Source organism: Micromonospora sp. NPDC049101 (genome assembly GCF_040648675.1).
Classification (GTDB): domain Bacteria; phylum Actinomycetota; class Actinomycetes; order Mycobacteriales; family Micromonosporaceae; genus Micromonospora.
Genome location: NZ_JBEZED010000020.1, coordinates 125,123 through 148,401, shown reverse-complemented (window position 1 = coordinate 148,401; position 23,279 = coordinate 125,123). Strand labels below are relative to the sequence as shown.

General features: G+C 68.4%; 22 protein-coding genes and 2 pseudogenes. 16 read left to right on the top strand and 8 right to left on the bottom strand.

Annotated features, from left to right (window positions below):
* Positions 1-356 precede the first annotated feature (356 nt).
* A complete protein-coding gene (locus AB0B57_RS25525; RefSeq protein WP_357074695.1) occupies positions 357-1,142 on the bottom strand; it encodes a site-specific integrase in 786 nt (261 codons plus the stop codon).
* A gap of 202 nt (positions 1,143-1,344) precedes the next feature.
* On the opposite strand from AB0B57_RS25525, the gene AB0B57_RS25520 reads away from it, so the two are divergent.
* Positions 1,345-2,334, top strand: coding sequence for a hypothetical protein (locus tag AB0B57_RS25520; RefSeq protein ID WP_357074693.1), 990 nt, complete (start codon positions 1,345-1,347; stop codon positions 2,332-2,334).
* Between the two features lie 445 nt (positions 2,335-2,779).
* On the opposite strand, the gene AB0B57_RS25515 is transcribed toward AB0B57_RS25520, so the two are convergent.
* The 3 genes from AB0B57_RS25515 to AB0B57_RS25505 form a co-directional block, all read right to left on the bottom strand.
* Positions 2,780-4,024: a tetratricopeptide repeat protein gene (locus tag AB0B57_RS25515; RefSeq protein WP_357074690.1), complete on the bottom strand. Its 1,245-nt coding sequence runs from the start codon at positions 4,022-4,024 to the stop codon at positions 2,780-2,782.
* Positions 4,025-4,367: 343 nt separating this feature from the next.
* Positions 4,368-5,033 carry a response regulator transcription factor gene (locus AB0B57_RS25510; protein ID WP_357074687.1) on the bottom strand — a complete coding sequence of 222 codons (666 nt, stop codon included), beginning with the start codon at positions 5,031-5,033 and terminating at the stop codon, positions 4,368-4,370.
* The gene (locus AB0B57_RS25505) at positions 5,030-6,376 is read right to left on the bottom strand and encodes a histidine kinase (protein WP_357074684.1); all 1,347 of its coding nucleotides are present in this window, start codon (positions 6,374-6,376) and stop codon (positions 5,030-5,032) included. The genes AB0B57_RS25510 and AB0B57_RS25505 overlap by 4 nt, the downstream gene beginning before the upstream one ends.
* A 248-nt stretch (positions 6,377-6,624) precedes the next feature.
* Between AB0B57_RS25505 and AB0B57_RS25500 the strand changes: the two genes are divergently transcribed.
* The 7 genes from AB0B57_RS25500 (at position 6,625) to AB0B57_RS25470 (ending at position 11,934) form a co-directional block, all read left to right on the top strand.
* Positions 6,625-7,092: a hypothetical protein gene (locus AB0B57_RS25500; protein WP_357074681.1), complete on the top strand. Its 468-nt coding sequence runs from the start codon at positions 6,625-6,627 to the stop codon at positions 7,090-7,092.
* Positions 7,089-8,192 carry an HlyD family efflux transporter periplasmic adaptor subunit gene (locus AB0B57_RS25495; RefSeq protein ID WP_357074679.1) on the top strand — a complete coding sequence of 368 codons (1,104 nt, stop codon included), beginning with the start codon at positions 7,089-7,091 and terminating at the stop codon, positions 8,190-8,192. The genes AB0B57_RS25500 and AB0B57_RS25495 overlap by 4 nt, the downstream gene beginning before the upstream one ends.
* 82 nt (positions 8,193-8,274) lie before the next feature.
* Complete coding sequence (locus AB0B57_RS25490; protein ID WP_357074676.1) at positions 8,275-8,961, top strand: ABC transporter ATP-binding protein; 687 nt, start codon at positions 8,275-8,277, stop codon at positions 8,959-8,961.
* The gene (locus AB0B57_RS25485; protein ID WP_357074673.1) at positions 8,958-10,142 is read left to right on the top strand and encodes an ABC transporter permease; all 1,185 of its coding nucleotides are present in this window, start codon (positions 8,958-8,960) and stop codon (positions 10,140-10,142) included. Before AB0B57_RS25490 ends, AB0B57_RS25485 begins: the two co-directional genes overlap by 4 nt.
* Positions 10,143-10,616: 474 nt before the next feature.
* Positions 10,617-11,081 carry a winged helix-turn-helix domain-containing protein gene (locus tag AB0B57_RS25480; protein WP_357074670.1) on the top strand — a complete coding sequence of 155 codons (465 nt, stop codon included), beginning with the start codon at positions 10,617-10,619 and terminating at the stop codon, positions 11,079-11,081.
* A complete protein-coding gene (locus AB0B57_RS25475; RefSeq protein ID WP_357074667.1) occupies positions 11,060-11,668 on the top strand; it encodes a transposase in 609 nt (202 codons plus the stop codon). The genes AB0B57_RS25480 and AB0B57_RS25475 overlap by 22 nt, the downstream gene beginning before the upstream one ends.
* A gap of 44 nt (positions 11,669-11,712) precedes the next feature.
* A complete protein-coding gene (locus tag AB0B57_RS25470) occupies positions 11,713-11,934 on the top strand; it encodes a hypothetical protein (RefSeq protein WP_357074664.1) in 222 nt (73 codons plus the stop codon).
* Between the two features lie 143 nt (positions 11,935-12,077).
* Here AB0B57_RS25470 and AB0B57_RS25465 read toward each other — a convergent pair whose 3' ends face one another.
* Positions 12,078-12,260: a hypothetical protein gene (locus AB0B57_RS25465; protein ID WP_357074661.1), complete on the bottom strand. Its 183-nt coding sequence runs from the start codon at positions 12,258-12,260 to the stop codon at positions 12,078-12,080.
* Positions 12,261-12,670: 410 nt separating this feature from the next.
* Between AB0B57_RS25465 and AB0B57_RS25460 the strand changes: the two genes are divergently transcribed.
* A complete protein-coding gene (locus AB0B57_RS25460; protein ID WP_357074658.1) occupies positions 12,671-13,294 on the top strand; it encodes an SDR family oxidoreductase in 624 nt (207 codons plus the stop codon).
* A 222-nt stretch (positions 13,295-13,516) separates the two neighbouring features.
* On the top strand, positions 13,517-13,822 hold the full coding sequence (locus tag AB0B57_RS25455; RefSeq protein WP_357074655.1) for a MerR family DNA-binding protein: 306 nt from the start codon (positions 13,517-13,519) through the stop codon (positions 13,820-13,822).
* A gap of 160 nt (positions 13,823-13,982) precedes the next feature.
* Here AB0B57_RS25455 and AB0B57_RS25450 read toward each other — a convergent pair whose 3' ends face one another.
* Positions 13,983-14,567 carry a TetR family transcriptional regulator gene (locus tag AB0B57_RS25450; protein ID WP_196928547.1) on the bottom strand — a complete coding sequence of 195 codons (585 nt, stop codon included), beginning with the start codon at positions 14,565-14,567 and terminating at the stop codon, positions 13,983-13,985.
* Positions 14,568-14,700: 133 nt separating this feature from the next.
* Between AB0B57_RS25450 and AB0B57_RS25445 the strand changes: the two are divergent.
* Positions 14,701-16,199 (top strand): annotated as a pseudogene (locus AB0B57_RS25445) (MFS transporter).
* Positions 16,200-16,234: 35 nt separating this feature from the next.
* Positions 16,235-16,645: pseudogene (locus AB0B57_RS25440) on the top strand (transposase); the annotation flags it as partial.
* A gap of 212 nt (positions 16,646-16,857) precedes the next feature.
* On the opposite strand, the gene istB reads toward AB0B57_RS25440, so the two are convergent.
* Entirely contained in the window at positions 16,858-17,844 is a 987-nt protein-coding gene (gene istB / locus AB0B57_RS25435; protein WP_357074651.1) for an IS21-like element helper ATPase IstB, read from the bottom strand.
* A gap of 46 nt (positions 17,845-17,890) precedes the next feature.
* Positions 17,891-19,579, bottom strand: coding sequence for an IS21 family transposase (istA, locus tag AB0B57_RS25430; protein WP_357074648.1), 1,689 nt, complete (start codon positions 19,577-19,579; stop codon positions 17,891-17,893).
* Between the two features lie 212 nt (positions 19,580-19,791).
* Between istA and AB0B57_RS25425 the strand changes: the two genes are divergently transcribed.
* The 4 genes from AB0B57_RS25425 (at position 19,792) to AB0B57_RS25410 (ending at position 22,754) form a co-directional block, all read left to right on the top strand.
* On the top strand, positions 19,792-20,070 hold the full coding sequence (locus tag AB0B57_RS25425) for a hypothetical protein (RefSeq protein WP_357074645.1): 279 nt from the start codon (positions 19,792-19,794) through the stop codon (positions 20,068-20,070).
* A 113-nt stretch (positions 20,071-20,183) separates the two neighbouring features.
* The gene (locus tag AB0B57_RS25420; protein ID WP_357074643.1) at positions 20,184-20,525 is read left to right on the top strand and encodes a hypothetical protein; all 342 of its coding nucleotides are present in this window, start codon (positions 20,184-20,186) and stop codon (positions 20,523-20,525) included.
* A 200-nt stretch (positions 20,526-20,725) separates the two neighbouring features.
* Positions 20,726-21,499, top strand: a complete 774-nt coding sequence (locus AB0B57_RS25415; protein ID WP_357074640.1) for an AAA family ATPase — start codon at positions 20,726-20,728, stop codon at positions 21,497-21,499.
* A 127-nt stretch (positions 21,500-21,626) separates the two neighbouring features.
* Positions 21,627-22,754: a Fic family protein gene (locus AB0B57_RS25410; RefSeq protein ID WP_357074638.1), complete on the top strand. Its 1,128-nt coding sequence runs from the start codon at positions 21,627-21,629 to the stop codon at positions 22,752-22,754.
* The last annotated feature ends 525 nt before the right edge of the window (positions 22,755-23,279 follow it).

Genomic DNA, 23,279 nt, shown 5'->3' with positions numbered 1-23,279 from the left:
CCTGGTCCCGCTGGCGCCGACGACGCCAATACCAAGCCCGAACCTGCCACTACCGACGACACGGCTACCCCTGACCAACTGCCGTTGCAGTACTAACCTACGATCGCGGCTGTGGTGGCAGCGAGCCGCCGACCTGGCGACGACGCGCACATCTAGCCGCGCTTTGGACGACGCCCACGTCCACCGATTACTCATCGTGAGCAACGAACGTGCGGCGCCGGGGCACCGGCGCCGCAAGGTCCCCCCCCCGCGCCACCCGCCCAGGCCTCCGCGCATCTGGCGCTCCAGCAGCAACCTCGGCTGTAACACGGGGACGCTGGAGCCGATCGCATCGGCTGGATCGGTGACTCGACGGGCTACGTCGGTGGTCGTGGAAGCCCTCGCTGTTCGACGGCCAGTGGGTGTGGCTGGCCGGTGAGGGCTGCCACGGCGGTAGCGACGGCTTGGAGGTCGGCCTTGATGTAGGTGGTGGCGGGTCTGCGGCGGTCGGTATGTCCGGCGTAGGCGCGGGCAACACCGTAGCCGAAGTGCCGCTCCACCCAGGTGAGGGTGGTGTGGCGCAGCCAGTGCGTGGTGATGCCCTGGGCGGCGACCCACGGCAACTGCCGGCCGATGCGTCTCCACATCAGGTCGTAGCGCCGAGAGGTGGCGGGTTGGCCGTTGCGGTAGCGCAGCAGCGCATCGGTCGGTGCGACGGCGCCGCGGGCTCGGGCGTGATCGTTTAGTCGGCTGGCGAGCATCGGTGTGATGGGCTGCCAGCGTTGCGTGCCGCCCTTCTCGCGCAGCCGGATGAGCGCGTGGTGGGTGTCCAGGTCGGTCAGGCGCAGCGCGAGGGCGCCGGCGCGTCGGCAGGCCGTTTCGGTGTGCAGGCGCAGTAGCAGGGCGTCGAGCACGATGTCGTGGCCGCCGCTGCGGGCGGCGGTGTTGATGTCGGACAGTTCGTCGGGGGTGAGGGCGCGGCGGGTGTTGGGCAGCCGGCGAGGTTTGCGGCCCCGGTGGGCAGGGCTGTCCACGATGGTCGGATAGCCGTCGGCGATAGCGCGGTTGTAGAAGGCGCGGGCGGCGGCGATGAGATGCTCGCCGGCGTGCCGGCCGTTTCGGGAGTTGCGGCGATGGCGGGCGCCTGCGGCGGCCTGTCGCATGAGGGCTTCGAGGTCGCTGACATTCCTCGTGGGATCGGCGTCTCAGACGGCGGACCCGCAGCACACTTCCGCCCGCTCACCTGCAACGCCCTACATCGATCGACAGCAATTCGGCAGGGTGGCGTTAGGCGACTCGAGACGCCGGCCTGTGCCAGCCATCCCGAAGCTTAGGACCTGTACGTGGGCCATAAGATCCACGTCTATGGTCCGCACCACACCTCCGCGTCCTCTGGACATCGCGGCACTCTTCCCTGAACTGCGGGAACATTCCATCACCGCTACCCGCCTGCATCCCCGACCCGGCGCTCCCACGGTTACGGCCAGTTCGGTCGGCGGACCGCTGCTCTGGCCGGCCGGCGAGGAATGGCCGGTCTGCGACGACGCCGGGGCGCACGAGCCATGGAACCTGACGACCCCGGCCGCCCTGCACCGCAGGCGGGAGATCCTCGCGACCGCAGAAGCTCGGGAGCCGCTGCCGGGCGGAGACTTCTTGACTGCGGAGGAGCGGGCCGAGCTCGATGCGGCCGACGCGCTGGACCTGGACGACCTGATCGAGGATCCCATCCCGTTGGTTCCAGTCGCGCAGTTGTACCGACGAGATATCCCGGACTACGCCGGTCCTGACGGCACCGACCTGCTCCAGGTGCTGTGGTGCCCGGTGGACCACTCGGACCGGCACTACAGCCCTCGCGTCTTCCTCTACTGGCGCGACAGTTCCGCCATTGGCCCGCTACTCGAAGCACCTCCCGAACCGCTGGTGATCAGCGACACGTACCTGCCGCTTCCGTGCGTGGTGCACCCCGAGCAGGTCCGCGAGTACCAATACGCCGCCCTGCTCCCCGACGACCTACGCGAGCGGCTCGACGAGTGGGATGACAACGAAGACCAGAGCCGTCCCCACTATCAGAGCGACTTGTCGCTCGCGCCGGGATGGAAGGTCGGCGGGTACGCGAACTGGTCACTGACCGATCCGTACCCGATGGACTGTGCTGCCTGCGGCACCACGATGACCTTGATTCTCACGGTCGGCTCAAGCGACTGGAACGGCATGCATTGCAGCTGGCGCCCGTCCGAGGAGAACCCGACCGCGTCCCCAGACACCGTCGGCGTGCAGATCGGGCGCGGCTACTCGCTGTACACCTTCCGCTGCCCCGAATCAATCGATCATCCCCCGGCCACCGCTATGCAGTGACGGGGCCTCCCTCCATGACGTGCCGACAAGCTGGCCGCCCGCTACCAAGCCACCATCCAACTCGCCGCCATCGACGAATAACTATGACGGACTACAACACCTGCCCTAGACCTGGGCACCGTTCTAGTGCAGGTCGCCGTCGAGCCACTAGTCGAACGGCTCGGTCGCCGACCAGCGCGGCGACGGCGGCGAGGACGACTGCGGCAGCGTGGCGCGTGATGCGCGGAAGACGGGCGGAGATTCGGGTTACCCGCATAAGGGCCTCCTCGGCACTGGGTGGACGGCAACCTTCTCTGACGATCGTTGCCATCGAAGGGCGCATTTGTGAAGGGGCGAGGAGGCAGCCACGAAGCTTTGAACTGCGGGCGGCTGGCATGCGGGCACGAACCGGGTCGACTCCACGCAGCCTCGCCGACGGCCTTTTCCGGGCACGCGCGGTACGCCATCAGCTCTCGAACGACATGGCGCCCAGCTCCCAGCGGCGCAGGTCGACCGGAGACTGCTTGGCCCGCATCGCCGCGATGTTCTCCCGGAGGTAACGCAGATGCAGGGAGAATGCCTGTGGGTTCGCCCCGCCCCAACGGTCGAAGACCTCCTCGGCCTCGGCGTTGTACTGGAACGCCTCAGTGCGACGGTCCAACTGCCAGAGGTATCCGCTGAGGTTCGCCAGTACGGCGGCCAGGTCGAGTTCGAACGCGACCATGTTGGCCCGGACGAGGTTACGGAAGATCCCTACCGACTCCTCGGCAGCCGTCACTGCGGCACTCAGCTGCCCCAACTCGGCGTGGCGCAGGCTGACCGTGTTCAGGGTGAGCGCCAGTTCGGGCCGGTACACCGACGGCTCGTCGTGGCTGAGCTGGCGCCAGATCCGCTCCGCGTGACGGACCGTCGCCAGCGCCTCCGCGCTGCGGCCCCGGTGCGCCTCGATCACCGCCAGGTTGGTGAGCGCCCCGGCCAGGCCCCGCTCACCCCGGGCCGACCGGGAACCACCGGTGAACAACTCGGCCGCCCGTCGACCCGCCACCTCGGCTTTCTCGTGGGACCCAACGTTCGACAATCGGAGAGCGAGATTGTCCAGCGCCTCCGCGAGTGCCCACCGGAACGACCCGGCACCGTCGCCCCAGGCCTGTGCGAGCGGAGTGAGCAGCTCCACGGCCCGCTCCGCACTGGCCAGCGCCGCAGGGTAACGGTTCACGGCGGCGAGTCGGTGAGCCCGCAGATGCGGGGCCAGGGTGAGCAGCGCGAACGATTCCGGCGAGGCGGCGGTAGTCACCGCGGCCTCGCCGGCCGCGACGGCAAGGTCGGTCTGCTCCAATGCCGCTTCGCGGTCCCCGGCATTGGCCAACCGGCGCCCGTAAGCGATGTGCAGGCGGGTCCGCTCAGCCGGGTCGGGGTTTCGGGCGAGGCGGTCAGCCGCGAGGCGGGCCGCCACCTCGCGTGCCACGTTGTCGAAGTCGACGTGACGTCGGGGAGGCAGGAAGGGTTCGATCCGTGCCAGAAGCTCGACGTCCACATCCGGAAGGTCGATGATCTTCGCGAGCACCGCCCCGCCGGCGGCGGTGGCGAGCGCCGGGTCGTCACATAGGGCCGGCAGGAGCACCGCGGCGGCCACACGCGCCCAGCCGGCCGCCACCTCGGCGAGCACCGTGAGCGCGCCAGCCCGGACCCGAGCCGCCTGCGCGGTGGGCATGCCCGCACCGCGCAGCAGCGCGCGAACGACGCCGACCGCCCACGCCTTCGGAGCGTACGACGACCATCCGTGACCGGGAAGCGCCAACGCCAGGTATGCCTCCCCGAGGACGACCGGAGGCCGGCTGCGACCTCGGCATCGGGCGGCGCCAGTCTGACACGCGGAGCAGTCGCGGAATAACGAACTATCGACGTATCGAATTAGCTCAGTGCCTCCGCGTTCCGCGGCTCGGCGCTGAGCGGCACCGCCCTCGGTTCACTCGTGCCGCGGGCGCGCGCCCGGCTGGACACCCCTGAGGCGCCCACCCGGTTCTCCTAAGGACTGGACACCAATACCGTTTCGCCTACCGATCGTTGTCGACTACCACCAGGCCGCACTCGTAGCCGAGAATGACCGCCTGCACCCGATCCCGCAGCCCCAGCTTCGCCAGGATCCGGCCGAGGTGGGTCTTGATCGTGCTCTCGGAGACGAAGAGCGCCGCCGCGATTTCCGCGTTCGAAAGCCCTCGCGCGACCAGGGTCAGCACCTCGCGCTCGCGCTCGGTCAGCGCCGCCAGCCGCGCGTTCGTGTCGGGCCGGGGCGGGGTCCTGCCGAGGTAGTGCGCGAAGAGGCGGCGGGTGACGGTGGGCGCGGCCACCGCCTCGCCGGCGGCCACCACTCGTACGGCGGAGATCAGGTCGGCGGCGAGCGCGTCCTTGAGCAGGAAGCCGCTGGCTCCGGCGCGGAGCCCGGCGAGCACGTACTCGTCCAGGTCGAAGGTGGTCAGGATGATCACACGGGCCGGGTGCCCACCGAGGCGGATGCGGCGGGTCGCCTCGATGCCGTTCAGGCCGGGCATCCGTACGTCCATCAGGACTACGTCGGGCCGGCTGCGGGCCACCACGGTCAACGCCTGCGACCCATCGGCGGCCTCCCCGACCACCTCGATGTCGCCGGTCTCCTCAAGCACCAGCCGGAACCCGGTGCGCACCAGTGTCTGATCGTCGACCAGCACGACTCGTATGCTCATCGCTGCACCGATGTGATCGTGCGGGCTTGCAGCGGCAGCGTCGCGCGGAGCCGGAATCCGCCGCCCCCGGCCGCGCCGGTTTCCAGTTCGCCCCCCAGCATGGCGACGCGCTCGGCGATGCCGCGCAACCCGTTGCCGCGTCCGTCCGCCCCGTCCGTCAAGCCCGTGCCGTCGTCGGTCACCTCCATCCGGAGGTGACCGGGCTCGAATGCCAGCCGCAGCACCGCGCCGGCGCCCGGGCCCGCGTGCTTCAGCGTGTTCGTCAAGGCCTCCTGCGTGATCCGGTAGGCGGACAGGTCGACCGCTGGGGGCACCGCGGCGGGCACTCCGTCGACGTACATGTCGATCCGCATCCCGGTGGACCGCAGCTGATCGATCAGCTCGGGCAGCGCGCCGAGGCCCGGCAGCGGAGTCAGCCGCGCGTCGCCGGCCGAATCGGTGCGCCCGGCGGCGAGCAGTCGGCGCATCTCAGCCAGGGAGGCCCGTCCTGTTGTGATCACGTGCTGCAGCGCGGTGGCGGCGCGGTCCGGATGCCGATTGAGCGCGGCGGACGCACCCTGCGCCTGCACCACCATCACCGAAATCCCGTGCGCCACCACGTCGTGCAGCTCCCGGGTGATCCGGGCGCGCTCAGCCGCGACCGCCAGCGCCGCCCGCTGCCGCTCCTCCCGGGCCAGGTCGGCAGTACGCTGCTCGACCGCGGCCAGGTGCGCGCGCCGGCTGCGCATCGCGTCACCAACGGCGAACGCGGCGACCAGCAGCAGCCACAGCTCCGTGACCGACTGGCCGACATTGACCAGTCTGTCGACCGAGAACACCGACGGCGGTGCCAGCACTCGCTTGACCCCGTCGTTGGCCAACGCCCCCTCGACCTGCCTCTGCGCGACCTGCTCCTGGGTAACCTGCTGGACCCTCGCGAACTCCTGCTGTTCGGCATGGATGCGGCCGCTCAGCATCGCCGCGTAGGTCAGCAGCATGGTGATGGCCAGCACGGCGAGCGAGATCCGCCGGTTTCGGCCCATCGCGGCCACGGTGTACAGGACCAGCGGAAGTGCCAGATCGAGCAGCTGGAACTTGGCGTCGCTGAACAGATGGCCGAACACCCCGGCCCCGGTGAGGACCAGTGCCACCGGAGGATGTTGTTGCCTGATCAGCAGGCCGAGAACGATCAGCCCGGCGAACATCCACCACAGGTGGTCCGCGGGGAGAGCGTTCTTCTTCACGTACTCCCCGGCGGCATCCGCGATCGTCCTGGACACGAGCCCGGGCCCCAAGGTCAGCACGATCAGCACCAGCGCCAGCGCGGCGTCGGTCAGGAAGTGGCGCGGCACGAACCGGAGCACCCTCCCATGGTAGGGACGCAGGGCGGCGGCAGCGTCCGACTCAGGTGCTACGTCCGCGGTACCGGCGGCGGCCAAAGGACCGACTCCGGTCCGACGAGGTGAATCACCACGGCAGGCACCGTGAAGCCATGACCAGAACAACGTCCAGAGTTTTTCTAGCCGCCCTGCTCGCCGTCGGGGCCGGGGTTGTCGGATGCGACCGCGGCGATTCTGCCTCCGGGGCGCCAACTCCGTCGGCGTCTGCCTCGGTGAGCCGCCAGCAACTGCTCGCCCTCGGCCAGGAGTGGGTCAAGTGCATGCGCGATCACGGTCTGCCCCGAATGCCGGACGCCGACCTCGGCTCGGAGGGATACCTCGAGTTCCCACCCCAGGGCGGGTACGACTGGAAGAGCGACCTGCGCAACCATCCAGCGGCCATCGAGGCGTGCAAGTCGATCGAGGACCGGTATCCCCCGACGGCGTTCCGCCCCAAGGCACAACTCTCCGCCGCGGACGTGCGCAAGCTCGGCGAGTACGCCAGGTGCATCCGCGAACACGGCGTCCCCGAGTTTCCCGACCCGAACGCGGCCGGCGAATTCGACCTCGCCGGAACCCCGCTGGCCAACGGACTCCCGCCCCAACAGATGAACGCAGCAGCACAGGCGTGCAGGCAGATCTGGAACGGTGAGGTCCGCATCCACGACAACGGCGGCGGCGCGACCGGAGGCAAGAAGTGAGCCGCCGGCGCCGGACCGCAACGGTGCTCGCGGTCGCGGTGGCCGCGCCGCTCGCCGCCGGCGTGGCCTACGCCGCCCGCCCCCGTGGGGACGCCCCCGACCCACCCGCCGCCACGGTGGCCATCGGAACCGCCAAGGTCACCCAAGGCACGCTCACCGAACGCATCCAGGTCGGCGGTGTCCTCGGTTACCTGGGCTCCTACACCGTCGACCATCGGGGCATGCCAGGTGTGCTGACCGCAGGGCCCGAATCGGGCGCCACGTTCGGCCGCGGCGCCGTCCTCTATCGGGTCGCCGACACACCGGTCCGCCTCCTGCTGGGCAGCGTTCCTGCGTACCGCGACTTCCGGTACGGGATGAGCGACGGTCCCGACGTGCGCCAACTGGAGCGCAACCTCGTCGACATGGGCTTCGACCCTGACCACCGGATCACGGTGGACCGGCACTTCAGCGCCGCCACGGCCACGGCTATCCGGCGCTGGGAGGCGTCCTGGGGGCGGCCGGCCCACCAGCGCACCGGACGGCTCACCCAGGCCCAGATCGTCTTCCTGCCCGCCCCGCTGCGCGTCACCCAGCTACAGATCCGGGTCGGCGGCACCGTCGGGCCCGGGACGACGGTGCTCACCGGGACGTCGACGGACCGGGCGGTGACGGCACAGCTGGACACCGCGCAGCGCAGCACAGTACACACCGGCGACCCTGTCGAGGTCGGCCTACCGGACGCCGAACCGATTCCCGGGCGGGTCACCGGCGTCGGCGAGATCGCGACGGCGCCCCCCGGAGACTCCGGCAACGGCCCACAGCAGCCGGCGAACCCGGACACGGCGACGGTCTCCCTCACCATCGCGGTCCGCCTGCCCCGCGGCAACAACCTGGAGCAGGCACCGGTGACCGTCGACATCGTCACCGGCACCCGCCCCAATGTCCTGCTGGTCCCGATCGCCGCACTGCTCGCGCGACCGGGCGGCGGCTACCAAGTGCATCTGGCCGGCGGCACCGCAACACAGGTGGAACCGGGCAGCTTCGACGAGAGCACCGGCCAGGTGGAAATCGTCCACGGCCTCACCGCCGACCAGACCGTGGAGGTGCCCTCGTCATGACCGACGACACCGAGCGGCACCCATCCGCCGTGCGCAACCACCTCACCAGCGGGGACCAGGCGTGGCAGAAGGAGGCACAGCCATGACCGCCGTCCTGGAGTTGATCAACGCGCGCAAGGTCTACCCCGGCACACCGCCGGTCGAATCGCTGCGCGGCGCCACCCTCACCGTGCACAGCGGCGAGCTGGTCGCCGTTGCCGGCCCGTCCGGCTCCGGCAAGACCACGCTGCTCAACCTGGCCGCCGGCCTGGACCGCCCGTCCGGCGGCTCGGTACGCATCGCCGGCCACCCGGTCGAAAAGCTGCGCGACGCGCAGCTCTCCGGCGTGCGTGCGCACCTCCTCGGGATTGTCTTTCAACAGTTCTTCCTGTTGGAGCGGCTGACTGCGGCAGAGAACGTGGCAACGGGCCTGCTCTACCGCGGTGTGCCGGCCGCCGAACGCCGGCGGGCCGCCCGCACCGCCTGCGAGCGGGTCGGGCTGGCCCACCGCGCCGATTTCCCTGCCGCACATCTGTCCGGCGGCGAGCGGCAGCGGGTAGCGATCGCCCGCGCGCTGGTCGGCCGCCCTGCCGTGGTGCTCGCCGACGAACCTACCGGCAATCTCGACTCCGCCACCGGCGACGAGATCGTCGAACTGCTACGCGAACTCAACGACGACGGTGTCACCATCGTGGTGATCACGCACGACGAGCGGGTAGCCGCGGCGATGCGGCGCCGCATCCAGTTGCGGGACGGACTGGTGGTCGCAGACACCGGGGCTGCGTCGTGAGGTCCCGCCTGCGCGCCGCCGATCTGCTGCCGGTGAGCACCGTGGGCCTGCGGTCGCGGCCCGGCCGGGCGGCGCTGTCCATCCTCGGGGTGGCGATCGGGATCGCGGCCATGGTCGCCGTGCTCGGCGTCACCCGGTCCAGCCAGTCCGACGTGATCGCCCGCATCGATCGGGTCGGCACCAACCTGCTCACCGTGGGCAGCGGCAAGACCATCCGCGGGGAGGAGGCCCAGTTGCCGGTGACCGCGGGCACGGCGGTGGCGCGTACCGACGGGGTGCTCACCTCGGCGGCGACCGCAATGCTCGACGTGCGGATCTACCGCAACGACCGGATGCCCGCCGGGCGGACCGGCGGACTGTCGGTGCGGGCCGCCGACCCGGCACTGCTCGCCACCCTGGACGGCACCCTGGTAGACGGACGCTTCCTGGATGTGGCGACGGCCCGTTATCCGGCGGTGGTGCTCGGCCACTACGCCGCCACGTCGCTGGGCATCCGCCGCGTCACCGGGAACCCGCAGGTCTACCTCGGCCACCGCTGGTACACGGTGGTGGGCATCATGGCGCCGGTCGAGCTGGCGCCAGAACTGGACGCTTCGGCGCTGATTGGCGCGCCGGTGGCGGCCGACCAATTCGGGTACGACGGCAAACCGACCCGGATCTTCGTGCGGGCACAGACCGAACGCACCGACGAGGTGGCCGGCCTGCTCGGACGGGCGGCCAACCCGGCCCACCCCGAGGAGGTCGCCGTGAGCCGGCCCTCGGAAGCGCTCACCGCCCGGCTCGCGGTCACCGGCGGAGCCACCGTACTGCTGCTGGGCCTCGGCGTGGTGGCTCTGCTGGTCGGCGGCATCGGCATCGCCAACGTGCTGGTGATCTCGGTCCTGGAACGGCGCGGCGAGATCGGGCTGCGCCGGGCGCTGGGTGCCACCCGCCGGCACATCGCGGCGCAATTCCTGGTCGAGTCGCTGCTGCTGGGCGCGGGCGGCGGCGCGGCGGGGGTCATACTGGGCGCCACGATCACGTACGTGATGGCCATCGTCCGCGGCTGGCAGACGCTCGTGCCGGCTGCCGCGATCGGCACGGGTCTGGCCGCTGCCCTTCTTATCGGAGGGCTGGCGGGGGTCTATCCGGCTCTGCGGGCCGCCCGCCTCTCCCCGTCCACGGCACTGCGAACGACGTGAGTGCGGGCGCCCTGGCCGGATGGGACAACACGACGCTGCCCGGACCGCACATGACGCCCGTGGTGCGAGTCAACTCGCTGCCCAACTGATCGTGACGAACTGTAACGCTGGCGGGAGATGGGTAGGCCACGGATTCTCTCCCTACCGCCGGCCTACAGTCCCCGCGCGTGGCGCACCGGGCCCTGAGTGACCACAGTGGCGTCGGCTACTGCGCGAACTGGCGACGCCGACGGTGACACCCAGGTGTTCTCCGCCGGTGCAGGCTTTCCGAGGAGATCCTGCACCGGCGGACGAATCTGATTCAACCCCGTACCGATGAAGGCACCGTGGTTATCCAACGCCGTGGCCAAGGCGCAGCGACTTCTCACTGCCGTCTTACAGAGATTGAAAGGCTGGCGTCTCTCGACGTGTGTGCGTGATCTGCGTCGATGGTTTGGGTAGGTCGGGGTGATGAGGTATCCGGCTGGTGGTGGCATGAACGCGGCAGCCCGGGTCCGGCGTGAGAAGGTCCGGGTCCAGGCCGCGACGATGTTCGAAGAGTCCAAACCGACGACGCAGATCGCTTCTGAGCTGCGGGTTTCCGAGAAGTCTGTCCGTGAGTGGCGACGCAAGTGGGTAGCTGGCGGAGCCCAAGCTCTGGCGTCGGCCGGGCCGGGTGGTTCGGATTGCAAACTCTCCGCTGACCAGCAGAAAGAACTCACGAAGATGCTCGATGACGGTCCTCTGGCCCACGGCTGGGAGGACGCCCGCTTGACCCTGGCCCGTGTCGCCGAGGTCATCGATCGCCGCTTCGCGGTCAACTACACACTGCGCGGGGTGTCCTATCTGCTGCACCGCATCGGGTACAGCCAGCAGGTCCCGACCCGCCGGGCGGTCGAACGTGACCCCGAGGCGATCGCGAGTTGGCATCGTAGGCGGTGGCCGTCGGTAAGAGATTAGCCGCGACGCGGGGCGCCTGGATCTGCTTCCAGGACGAGGCAGGCCAGGTCATGCGACCGCCGGTGGCCAAGACGTGGGCCCGGCGCGGGCACACGCCGGTCATCGAGGTCTGCGGCAAGGGCTCCGGCCGGGTCTCGATCGCCGGTCTGGTCTGCCTCAAGCCCGGACAGCGAGGCCGGCTGATGTGGCGAACCCGGCTGCACCGCGGTCGCGCCGGGGAACGTGGCAGTTTCAGCGAGGACGACTACATCGCCTTCCTCGACCAGACCCACCAACGCCTACAGGCACCGATAGTGCTGATCTGGGACAACCTGAACACCCACGTCAGCCACCGCATGCACGCCCTGATCGCCGCCCGGACCTGGCTGACCGTGATCCGGCTACCCGCCTACGCCCCGGACCTCAACCCCACCGAAGGCGTCTGGCGCTGGATGAAACGCGGCCTGACCAACACCGCCGCCCGCGGCGTCGACCACCTCACGCAACTGGTCAAACGTCGACTACGCAATTGTCAGCAGCAGACAGATCTCCTCGCCGGCTTCCTCGCCAGCACCGGCATGACCCTCGACCCCGAACCACCGAGATAACCCGAACCCTGGCCTTTCAACCTCTGTAGCTACGCTCGGCCTCCATGACGACGATCTACACAACCCAAGAGTGGAACGGCCACGGGAAGCAGAACTACTACTGGAACGAGTACCGGCTCGAAGGTGACACCGTCGTCAAGTACAAGTGCCACAGGCAGAAGTTCTTCGATGGCGATGAAAACACCTGGCAGGAGGACGAGACGGTCGTGGAGTCGTGGAGGGTTGACGATCCGAGCATTCCCGACTGGCTCAAGCAGTACCTCTGATCGCGCGCCCCCTTAATTCATGACGTTGCTCAGACGCTGAAGCGGAACTAAGAGACGCTATGCCGCTACCAGCGGGAATGGTGTTCGCCGCCTGCTCACAGGGCGTCTGGGGCTGCCACTGCTGATAGCTGGTTGACGACGATTCACACCGTCTTGTGCCCCACCTGTGCCCCGTCGTCACCGGGCATCTCCGCCCCCGTCTCCTCATCGGCTGGGCGAGGAAGCCTTTCCAGAGTGGCAGCTAGGTAGGCGTTGCGGCGTGCGACGAGGCGTTGCAGGTACGGCCGCAGGATGAGGCTGGCCACGAGGCGGCCAATAAGTCCCATCGGTGCAGTGAAGTCGATGACATCCGCATAACGGTTGCCGAGGAGTCAGCCGGGTTCCGTGTGAAGCTGTGCTCGTGGTGCCATCGGCCGAACGGGCCGCTGATCTGCTTGTCCGTGAAGCCGTACGGCCGCCGGTAGTCAGTGATCCGAACCGTCATCCGCCAGGGGATCCCGAAGTGCCTGGTTTCCCACGTGCTACAGAAAGCTCACAACCGCCCCCCAGCGCAGCAGCGCTCGGGTGCAGATCAGCTCACTCTGGGTGATGTCGCTGCCTGCGGTGAGCGCCGGGGTTGCTTCTCCGGAACTGCCTGACTAATATCTCAACGCTTGTCTAGTTATTGGGTTGCCGGTGAGGCTTCCGCCCTTGCCGGGACCTGCCTGCGACGAACCCACCAGGTTGAGGAATTCGTATGAAGCTGATCGTTTTCGGGGCCAGCGGCGGCACCGGACGCCTCGTGGTCTCCGGCGCGCTCGACCGCGGGTACCAGGTGACCGCAGTGGCCCGCCACCTCGACGGGCTGCCGTCACATCCCGATCTCGCGTTGCAACCCGCCGACGTGCTGGCCGGTGGCCGCCCGTTGCGGGAGATCGCTGTCGGGCACGACGCGGCGATCTCCGCGATCGGCAGCACGGCCCGGAATCCGAACGGCATCTACTCCAAGGGTGGCCAGGCGGTAGTCACTGCGCTGCAGGACGCTCAGGTGCGGCGGTTGATCGTCGTCTCCTCCGGCGGGGTGGAGCCCAAGGACCCCGGGTTGCCCTGGTGGTTCCGGCTGATGATTCCGCTGTTCCTGCGTGAGTTGTACGAGGACATGGGCGTGATGGAGGACATCGTGCGGTCTAGCCGGCTCGACTGGACTCTGGTCCGCGCCGGTTACCTCACCGACAAGCCGGCCACCGGGACGTTCCGAATCGAGGACGGGAAGAACCCGCCCGGTGGGTCGCGGCTCAGCCGCGCCGATCTGGCGAACTTCCTGCTCGACCAACTCGACACCAGCCGGTGGAGCAAGGCTGCCCCGACGCTGACCTATTGATCTCATCGTTGGTTCAGTTTCTACGTACGGCGAGAAGGCACGGCGAGGATTTGATGCGTACGACGGCGGAGCATTCCGAGCAGGCGAGCCCGGGGGATCTGCTGACGCTTCGGGAGGTCACCGCCCGTACCGGATGGCGGCCCCCGTTCTGCGTTTCTACGAGAGCAAAGGGCTAATCATCGCAGAGCGCAGTGAGGGCAACCAGCGTCTCACCGCAGGAACATGCTGCGCCGCGTCTCGCTGATCCTCGTTGCTCGGCGACTCGGCATTCACCTTGCCGATGTCGCGGAGATCGTCGCGACGCTGCCGATCGGCCGGCGCCGACCCAGCGGGACTGAGGGCATGTCTCGCGATTGGAAACGGGAGTCGGAGGGCCGCCGGCGCTTCATCGAGAACCTTGAGCATCAGCTCGTCGGCTGTATCGGCTGCGGCTGCCTCTGGATGAAGGCGCGTGGTCTGTTGAACCCGGACGACGGCCTCGCGGAACGTGGTCAGGGACCTGTACGCCTCGATAAGGCCAGCCGCTGACCCCCGGCACGCCACGCTGCGAGCCGAGGGGAGTACTTCATGATGCGGTGTGCCGTCGCGCACCTGCCGACAGGGCGAGCGAGAGCAGTTCGAGCAGACGGCTTTCAGCATCATTGCAGCCGAGCAGGTGCCGGCGATCTTCGGCGCCGACGCGTAGGCGTCAGGCCGGCGGGGCGATGACGTTGCGAATGGCCGGGCCGGCCAGGCGCAGGACGTCGTCGAGGTCGGCGTCGGCGATGTAGGGCATCCGCAGCAGGTAGCGCTGCGCGGCGATGCCCATCATCATGGCGCCGGCCAGGGAAGCGCGCAGGTGGGCCTCCGGATCGTCGACGGTCGCGGCGATCGCGTCGACGACCTCGGTGGTGATGTGACGCCGCAGCAGTTCGGCGGCTTCTTCGCTGGTCATGCTCGCGCGCACGAGCACCGCCATCGGACTGTTCGGGTCGGCGGCCCAGCTGCTCAGCATGCCGTGCATGAAGTTGTGCACGCTCTGCGCCGGATCGTCGGCGGTCAGCTCCGCGATCGGGATGTGCCAGTGCACCGCGGCCCGGAACAGCTGCTGCTTGCTGCCGAAATACTGCAGGATCGACGACTTGTCGACCTCGGCCGCCGCGGCGATCCCACGGATCGTGGTGCGCTCGTAGCCGAGCTCGGCGAACAGGGCGCGAGCGGCCTCCAGGATGCGCCGCCGGGTGCGCTCCCCCTTGCGTTCACCCTGCGGCGCCTCTGCGGCGGCCTCGGTCATCGTGCAGCACCCTTCCGTACGTCGGCGTCCGATCGTACAAGCCGGCACACCCCTACTTGAAAAACTAGACAACCGTTGAGATATTGTCGCGGCCTCACGAAAACTCAACACCCGTCTAGTTCTGGAGTTTCTGATGTCCATCCCCGCACAATCGGCTCCGCCGCGCACCTCCACCCATCCGGCCCTCGCGCTGATCGTCATCGCGGCCGCGCAGCTGATGGTCGTGCTGGACAGCACGATCACGAACATCGCGCTGCCGAGCATCCAGAAGGACCTCGAGGTGTCCGCCTCCGGCCTGTCCTGGATCGTCAACTCCTACGTCCTGGCCTTCGGCGGGCTGCTGCTGCTCGGCGGGCGCACCGGCGACCTCTACGGCAAACGGCGGGTGTTCCGGATCGGCCTGACCGTGTTCGCCGGCGCGTCCCTGCTGGGCGGCCTGGCCCCGAGCGTGGAGTTGCTGATCGCCGCCCGGATCCTGCAGGGCCTCGGCGCGGCCGTCATCGCGCCGACCGCGTTGTCGCTGATCGCGACCACGTTCGCCGAGGGTGCCGCCCGTAACCGGGCGATGGGCGTCTACGCCGCGATGTCGGGCTCGGCGCCACCGTTGGCCTGCTGCTCGGCGGCGTGCTCACCGACTACCTGAGCTGGCGCTGGGTGATGTTCGTTAACGTCCCGATCGGCGCGCTCGTACTGCTCGGCGCCCGGGTGCTGGCCAGCGGCGAGAAGCTGCACGGCGAACTGGACGTGCGCGACGCGGCCACCGCCACCGGCGGCCTGACCGCCCTGGTCTACGCCATCACCCAGGGCGGCGACCGCGGCTGGACCGACCCCGTCACCCTCGGCATGTTCACCGTCGCGGCAATCCTGCTGATCACCTTCCTGCGCTCGCAGCGCAGGAACCGGCACCCGCTGCTGCCGTTGCGGCTACTGCGTAACCGCAACCGGGCCGGGTCCTACGTCACCATGCTGTTCATCGGCGCGGCCATGTTCGCCACCTTCTACTTCCTGTCGCTTTTCATGCAGCAGGTCAAGGGCTACAGCCCGGTTCGTGCCGGGTTCGCCTATCTGCCGTTCAGCCTCGGCATGGGGATGGCCGCCGGGATCGGCTCACGCCTGGCCGGCGGGTTCTCGCCACGCACGCTCGCCGGCCCCGGCCTGGTCGTCGCGGCCGGCGGGATACTCTGGTTCAGCCTGCTCGAACCGTCCTCGTCGTACTTCACCCACCTGATGCCGGCCATGTTCATCACCGCCCTCGGCCTGGGCGCCAGCTTCCTGCCGATGACGCTCGGCGCGATCTCCGGCGTCGACCGCAACGACACCGGCATCGCCTCGGCCATCCTCAACACCGCCCAGCAGATCGGCGGCGCCGTCGGCCTGGCCGTCCTGGCCACCGTCTCCACCAGCGCCGCCGATGACAAACTGCCGCACGCCGACGTCGCGTTCTTCCGCGGCCTGGCCAGCGGCGACCAGCCCCTGATCCAGCGGGCGGCCGACGCGCTGTCCCACGGCTACACCGTCGCGTTCGCCTCCGCCGTCGGCTTCCTGCTGGCCGCGCTGGTCATCACCGTCACCACGCTCAACGCAAGCCCCCAGCAGCGCACCGAGGACCCGGCGCCCGTACACATCGGCTGACACGCCGCTGCGGTGTCGCTCCTTCGGCGACACGTGTGCAGACAACGGGCTGGTGGCGGTGTCGAAGTGAGCTGCTGGAGTCCGGTCACAACGGTTCCAGCCCGGCAGAAACGGTGGCCGCCACATGTATCACGACGCCCGAGCTTGCCGATGGAGTCGCTGGGGCTACATCGGCACCTGGCGGAGAGGGTGGACGACGGCTGATTGGGCGGTGTGGAGCGGCTCCGGGAACTGGGTGTTCTCGGTGGCGAGCAAGTTCACGATGCGGGCGAGCATGTCGTTGTCGTGCTCCAGAGAGTGGATTTGCTCCATGGCTTCGGCCAGCCGACGCTGCGGTATCGGGGCATCAGGGCCGTTACTCGTTGCGGGAGATCTTGAACTCGATCTTCTATCAGAACCGGACCGGGTGTCAGTGGGCGTATCTGCCGCATGACACCGAACCCAAAGACACCGAAGGTGTCCGAGCCAAGCTGAAACGCCTGGTCAACCGGCAGATCCTGACCGAGAGCCAACCCGGCCTATTCACCCTCAACCCGGAACGGACATAACCTCCCGGAGCGCCCTCTGAGAGGGCGCGTGCCGCGTCCAGGCGACGTTCCGTGAATCAGGGTTCGGCGTTTCGCCGTCTGGTCTGAGTGCTGCGTTAGAAGGGCGGCTGTTAGGGGTCGGGGCTGTGCTGGCAGGCGTCGAGTGTCCAGTTCTCGATGTCGTCCGGCCAGGGGGCGGAGCGGCCGTGGTCATCGAAGAAGCCGGTTTCGGTGTTGTCGGTGAACAGGCCGGTGTTGAGTGCCTCGCGTTCGGCCCGGGAGGGGAAGTTGCGGGGTGCCGGTTCGGTCATGGTGTGGTCCGCGCGGGGCGCTCGGCGGCAGTGAGGTTGTGGGCGGTCATTTGTCTGTGGTGAGGCTTTGGGTCGTTTGTTCGGCCGGTAGGAGGGGCCGTTCATGAAGACCTGGTGGCTGTTGTTGATGAGCCGATCGAGCAGTGACTCGGCGACCACGGGGTTGGGGAACAGCGGATACCAGTCCTGAGGAGCGCGGTTGGCGGTGATCGCGTTGGAGCGGCCTTCGGCTATGCGTTGGGAGATCAGCTCGTAGAGGTCGTCGGCCTGGCCGGGGGTGAACTCGCGCATGGCGAAGTCGTCGAGGATGAGCAGGTCGGCTTTGACGTGGGCGGCGAGGCGTTTGTCGAAGGTGCGGTCGGCGTGGCCGCTGGCGAGGTCGGCCAGGATGCGGCTGGTTTTGTGGAAGCGGACCTCGGCGCCGGCGCGGATGGCGAGGTGTCCCATGGCTTGGGCGACGTGGGTTTTCCCGACGCCGACGGCGCCGTAGAGGATGATCGATTCTCCGGCTTGCAGCCAGCGCAGCGCGGCGAGGTCGCGGATCTGCGCGGCGGGGAGTTTCGAGTTGGCGCCGAAGTCGAAGCCCTCGACGGTGGTTTCGGTGTCGAAGCGGGCGCGGCGCAGCCGGCGGCTCATGGCTACTTGTTCGCGGCGGGTGATCTCGTCGTCGCAGAGGATCTGCAGGAACTCCAGATAGCCGAGATCACCGCCTTGCGCCTGAGCGAGGCGGGCGTCGAGGGTTTCCAGCATCCCGGACAGTTTCAGCGTCCGGAGGCTGTCAGCCAGAGCGGGGCGCAGGATCGTCATCGTGTCGTCTCGGCCTTCGAATCGGCGGGATTGAGCGGGGCGCGGGTCATGACACGGCGTCGTGTGGTTCGTCGTCCCCGGTGCTGTCACGGCGATCGGGCGTCGCCTCGCTCGTCGTGTTCGTGCTTGTCGCGACGGCCGCGGCCGGGGCGGGGAACGGGATGATGTCGGCGAACAGACCGGCGGGGCCGTGCAGGAACGCGGGCGCCCCGGCGTCGCCGGTGGGCCGGTCGGCCTCGATGTCCTCGAGCCCGGCGGCCAGAATGTGGCGGATGGTGCGATAGGACGGATCGCCGGCTGTGGTTGCCTTGCGGCAGGCCGCCTCCAGCCGGGCGTCGGAGTATTTGCCGGCCAGGTTCAGGATCGCCTGTGCCGAGCGCAGCCGATGCAAAGCTGGGCCGTCGAGCAGTTCGGCGATCACCGCGGCAGTCGCGGGCCCGGTCTGCTCAGCCCGCTCGTGGCACCACTGCGGGGTGCGCATGTGGAACGCGATCTTCTCCGGCGGGTAATCTGCGATGTCGGTGGCCCGGCCCCTGTCCTTGCGGACGTGGGTCTTGACCAGCTCGCCGTGGTGGAAGATCTGCACCATCGTCGCGGTGGCGCGGATGTCGACCAGCTGCCCGATCAACCGCCAGGGCACCGAGTAGAGCGCCTTGCCGCACTTGACGTGGACGTCCGAGCCGACCTTCGCCCGCGACCACTCCGCCAGGGTGAACGCCGCGGCCGGCAGCGGAGTCAACGTGCCCGCCTCAGCCTGGTCGAACACTTCCGCCGGGGTCCGGCCCTCCAGTCCGCGGTGCTTGCGTTGCCCCGCGACCTCCCGGCACCAGTGCAGCGCCGAAGCCTGCATCTCGACCAGCGAGGTGAACTCGCGGCCCTTCCACCACGAGTCGCGGATGTAGGGCATCTGCCGTTCGACCCGTGGCTTGTCCTTGGGTTTGCGGGCCTGCGCCGGGTCGACCAGGACGCCGTAGTGCGCGGCGAGTTCGGCATAGGCCCGGTTCAGTTTCGGGTCGTAGAGATCGGGTTTGTCCACGCCGGTCTTCAAGTTGTCCGGGATCAGCCGGGCCGGACTACCGCCGAAGAACGCGAACGCCTCGACATGGCTGGCCGTCCAGGACGCCTGATCCATGCTGATCACCGGCCGCACGAACATGTGCCGCGAGTGCGACAGCAGCATCACGAACGCCCAGATCCGCTGCGAACGTCCCGTGCGCGGGTCCATCCACGAGCCCAGCAGCCCGTAATCGATCTGCCCTTCCAGCCCCGGCTCGGGATCAGCCCGCAGCACCGTCACCTTGTCCCGTGCCGCGTCCTCGGCCAGGTTCGCCGTGACATACCGCTTGAACGACGCCAACGACCCGGCCACCCCGTGTTCGTCACGCAGCCGCTGATGGATCGTCGCCTTGGTCACCCCGGCCCGCAGCATCTCCACGATGTAATCGTGGTGCTTAGCGAACTCCGGCCAGGTCACCTGCCGCAACCGGGTATCGGTCAGGTGCGGAAACCACTGCTTGACCAGCGGCGCCCAGTCTTCCTGACTCATCGGCTGCGCCCCGCTCGGCACGAACCCCGCCGCGATCGCCGCCTCGACGTAACGCCGGATCGTCTTTCGATCCACGCCCAGCGAGCCCGCGACGTCGTGCTGAGACCGGCCCGCGTACCAGTGCACCAGGATCTCGGTTATATCGATCACGTGGAACGTCCTCCTCGCCATCCGCTCCCCAAAGGGCATGCCGGCGAAAAGATGATCTACGCGAGAAGGAAAGGATCTTGAGACCTACGCCCGAACGCTCGCCGTCCCCTCGACGAACACCACGAGCGGACCTGTAGTCCATGACGAGCGCACACCAGGGGAATTACATGAGCGCGCTACGGCCTCCTGGAGGAATTAGTTGAGCGCTGACAGCCGAGGCACTGGCGGTCCTGCCGCAGCGTGAGCAGGACGTGCTGATCGCGCCGTTCGTCGAGGAGGTGTTCGACCACAAGCCGCTGGCGTCACCGCTGGACCTGAAGGCCAAGGTCACCCTCGTGGTGCGAAACAGCCTGATCGAGCAGGCACACCACGACGGTCCGCTTGACGACGGGATCATCCCGGCGACGGAGTACGCGGCCGGCCCGCTGTCGCATCTGCTGGCCGCACGCCGCCGCCAGCCCATCGCGGCTCAGGATTCGCCGGGCTGGCCGAGCGCTATCGACGTGCGTGGGCGTGCCTGGACGCGCTGACCGACACCTTCACCGACGGCGGCCGTGGTCCACTGCGCCTACCGTCGGCGCCCACGCCCAGCCTGCCGTCCAGCAACGAGGTAGTCACGGCACCACCGTCCGATGACGACACGGTGACCGTGTTCAGCGCGATCGACCCGCGCTTCGACCAGGGCCTGGTGGACCTGCTCGCGATGGCCACCGAAGGCAACTTCGTACTGTGCACGTCGGCGCTGAGCCGGTACTCGCGCAACAACGAGAAGCTGCACCGCATCCTCGAATTCCTTCTCGCGCACAGGGCCACAATCCTGACCACCAACTATCTAATCCGCCACACCGACGTCTGGGTCCGCCGTGGCGCGCTCGTCAAACCAGACAGCAGCAAGCCCTTCGCGGGCGTGCTCGACACCCAGGGACTGGCCGGCACCCACCGAAAGGTAGCCGAGAGCGTCGCCGCGCAGCACGGTCTGCGCTGACTCCGTCAGGCGGTTGCGCGTCGGCGCGGAGCACGATCAGCCGGACGAGCCACCGGCACCCACCCCGGCGATTGCGAGACCCAGTCCCACTGGGCGGTGACAACAGCAGCCGCGCAAGCAGGCGTACCGTCGGACATGTTCCGTCCTGGGCAAACACGGTGGGGATGGTAGGCAGGGCAGCGGCGCGAAGGGGTTACCGGATGGCAACCGGGGACGAGGCGTCGGACTCGCGTCGAGACAGCGGTGGGTTCCTGCGCTGGGTGGAGCTCACCGACGACGACGCGGACCGGTCCGGCTATCCGTTCGCTCTGCCGGTCGTCGCCGGTCTACGGGCGGCCGGCCGGTTGACGCTGGACCCGGCGGTGACATTCCTGGCCGGTGACAACGGCACCGGCAAGTCGACCCTGATCGAGGCGATCGCGGTAGCGGCAGGGTTCAACCCCGAGGGCGGATCCGCCAACTTCCGGTTCAGCACGCGGGCCACCGAGTCGTCTCTGGGTGAACACCTACGACTGGTACGCGGCACCAGGAAGCCACGCACCGGCTTCTTCCTGCGGGCCGAGTCGTTCTACAACGTGGCCACCGAGATCGACCGCCTCGGTGTCGCCGACGGCTACGGCGGCACCAGCCTGCACGAACGATCCCACGGCGAGTCGTTCCTCGACCTGACCGTCTACCGGTTCAAGCCCCACGGCCTGTACCTGCTCGACGAACCGGAAGCAGCCCTGTCCGTACACGGCTGCCTGGCTCTGCTCACCCGCATCCACGACCTCACCCAGGCCGGCGCACAGTTCATCATCACCACCCACTCCCCCATCCTGCTGGCCGCCCCACACGCCCGGATCCTGCAAATCGAACCCGACGGCACTATTCGTAACGTCGACTACGACGAGGCTCAGCCGGTACTGCTGACCCGCTCATTTCTGGCCAACCCGCAGCGCTACCTGCACCACCTGTTCCAGGAAGACACCTGACGTGGGCTGGCGGACTGGGGCTTGTCGTCACCTAAGGGCGCCCGAACACCCGTCTGCCTGGCGGACACATGCACGCTAATGCCGATAACATTCCAGGATTTGGCGGCAAACATTGTAGGATTGGCGCATGCTGTATCGGGCCCCTGCACTCGCCGACGACGACAAGCGCGTGCTCGGCGAACTGGACACCATGCGGGACAACCTGCGGTATCAGATCGCCGAGCCGCACCGCTGGACAGGGCAACTCCGACGAACCCTGATCGCTCACGCCATCCAGGGTTCGAATTCGATCGAGGGCTACCAGGTCTCCCTGGACGACGCCGCCGCCGCCGTCGCCGGCGACGAACCGGTAGAGACGAACCCACAAACCTGGGAAGTCATCACCGGCTACCGCGACGCCCTGACCTACGTGCAACAACTCGCCCGCTCACGCGAGTTCACCTGGCAGCACATGCTGCTCAACGCACTGCACTTCATGATGCTCCGCCACGACCTCAGCAAATGGCCGGGCCGCTACCGTCCAGGAGACATCCACATCGACGAGGCGCACACCGGCCGACGCGTCTACACCGGGCCAGACGCCGACGACGTTCCATCGCTGATCTCCGAGCTGATCGACTGGCTGGTCGACGGCGAACCGGAGACCCCGCTACTCGTCCGGGCCTCCATGGCCCACCTGAACCTGGTCAAGATCCACCCCTGGCGCGACGGCAACGGCCGAATGTCGCGCTGCCTGCACACCCTCGTACTCGCCCGCGACGGTGTCCTCGCCCCGGAGTTCTCCTCGATCGAGGAGTGGCTCGGCGTCGGCCGGAACACCTACGCCTACTACGACGCGCTCGGTGAGGTCGGCGGCCCAACCTGGCAGCCCGACAACGACACCAGCAGGTGGATCCGATTCTGCCTGAGCGCCCACCACCAACAAGCCCAACTGGTCCGGCAACGCCTCGACCAAGCCGCGCATCTCTGGGACCTGCTCGACACCTGGGTCCGGCGCAACGGCCTGCCCGAACGGGTCGTCAGCGCCCTACACCTCGCCGCCACCGGCGGCCGAGTCCGCCGCACCCTCTATCAACGCGACGAGAACCTCACCGACGACCAAGCAACCCGCGACCTACGCGCCCTCGTCCGGGCAGGCATGCTCGAACAGCACGGCGAGACCCGAGGCAGGTTCTACCTCACCTCGCCGACACTCCGCGAGCTCGCCGCCCCCGCGCTGCGCCCAAAGGAAATCATCGACCCGTACCGACGGTGAGGCGCAAGCCCCGACACTGCCGATCTCCGAACCGCCGATTACGCTCGGCACAACTCTCAAGCTCACGCAAAGCCAGCGACACCGTGGACATCAACCGGAACGACGGCACGGTGGTCAAGGCCGGGCAGAAACCGCTCATGACGGGAGTTGTATTTGCCTCGCGGCTGGTGCGACGACTTCATCGAGGAGCTCACCGAGGTCGTTCAGCAGGAACCCGTTGACTTCGGCCAAAAGCGTCTGATTTGGATCTTCTTCGCTGGTACCTCAAGGGTAGGTTCCGAAGTTAAGCCTTGCCCGCAACCAGCCTCAACAGGACGACCGGCGAATGCTCGCGGTGGCTTTCTCCATCCGCGGACATGCAGCTCGGCGATGCCGCTGGCAGCCGCTCCGTTCCCCATCCATAGTCGTTGCCTAGATCTCAGCGTAGTGGCCTGGACCGTCGAGGCCATTGCGACGCAGGAGTTCCTTGCGATGCCGACAGGACGTTCGGACGGCTCCTGCATCGATGAGTACGCCGCGGACCCT

Excerpts from the sequence above, each read along its gene's own strand:
- AB0B57_RS25525 (WP_357074695.1), bottom strand. The coding sequence starts at position 1,142 with ATGCGACAGGCCGCCGCAGGCGCCCGCCATCGCCGCAACTCCCGAAAC.
- AB0B57_RS25520 (WP_357074693.1), top strand. The coding sequence starts at position 1,345 with ATGGTCCGCACCACACCTCCGCGTCCTCTGGACATCGCGGCACTCTTC.
- AB0B57_RS25515 (WP_357074690.1), bottom strand. The coding sequence starts at position 4,024 with ATGCCCACCGCGCAGGCGGCTCGGGTCCGGGCTGGCGCGCTCACGGTG.
- AB0B57_RS25510 (WP_357074687.1), bottom strand. The coding sequence starts at position 5,033 with ATGAGCATACGAGTCGTGCTGGTCGACGATCAGACACTGGTGCGCACC.
- AB0B57_RS25490 (WP_357074676.1), top strand. The coding sequence starts at position 8,275 with ATGACCGCCGTCCTGGAGTTGATCAACGCGCGCAAGGTCTACCCCGGC.
- AB0B57_RS25480 (WP_357074670.1), top strand. The coding sequence starts at position 10,617 with ATGAACGCGGCAGCCCGGGTCCGGCGTGAGAAGGTCCGGGTCCAGGCC.
- AB0B57_RS25470 (WP_357074664.1), top strand. The coding sequence starts at position 11,713 with ATGACGACGATCTACACAACCCAAGAGTGGAACGGCCACGGGAAGCAG.
- AB0B57_RS25465 (WP_357074661.1), bottom strand. The coding sequence starts at position 12,260 with ATGGGACTTATTGGCCGCCTCGTGGCCAGCCTCATCCTGCGGCCGTAC.
- AB0B57_RS25460 (WP_357074658.1), top strand. The coding sequence starts at position 12,671 with ATGAAGCTGATCGTTTTCGGGGCCAGCGGCGGCACCGGACGCCTCGTG.
- AB0B57_RS25455 (WP_357074655.1), top strand. The coding sequence starts at position 13,517 with ATGCTGCGCCGCGTCTCGCTGATCCTCGTTGCTCGGCGACTCGGCATT.
- AB0B57_RS25450 (WP_196928547.1), bottom strand. The coding sequence starts at position 14,567 with ATGACCGAGGCCGCCGCAGAGGCGCCGCAGGGTGAACGCAAGGGGGAG.
- istB (WP_357074651.1), bottom strand. The coding sequence starts at position 17,844 with ATGACGATCCTGCGCCCCGCTCTGGCTGACAGCCTCCGGACGCTGAAA.
- istA (WP_357074648.1), bottom strand. The coding sequence starts at position 19,579 with ATGCCCTTTGGGGAGCGGATGGCGAGGAGGACGTTCCACGTGATCGAT.
- AB0B57_RS25415 (WP_357074640.1), top strand. The coding sequence starts at position 20,726 with ATGGCAACCGGGGACGAGGCGTCGGACTCGCGTCGAGACAGCGGTGGG.
- AB0B57_RS25410 (WP_357074638.1), top strand. The coding sequence starts at position 21,627 with ATGCTGTATCGGGCCCCTGCACTCGCCGACGACGACAAGCGCGTGCTC.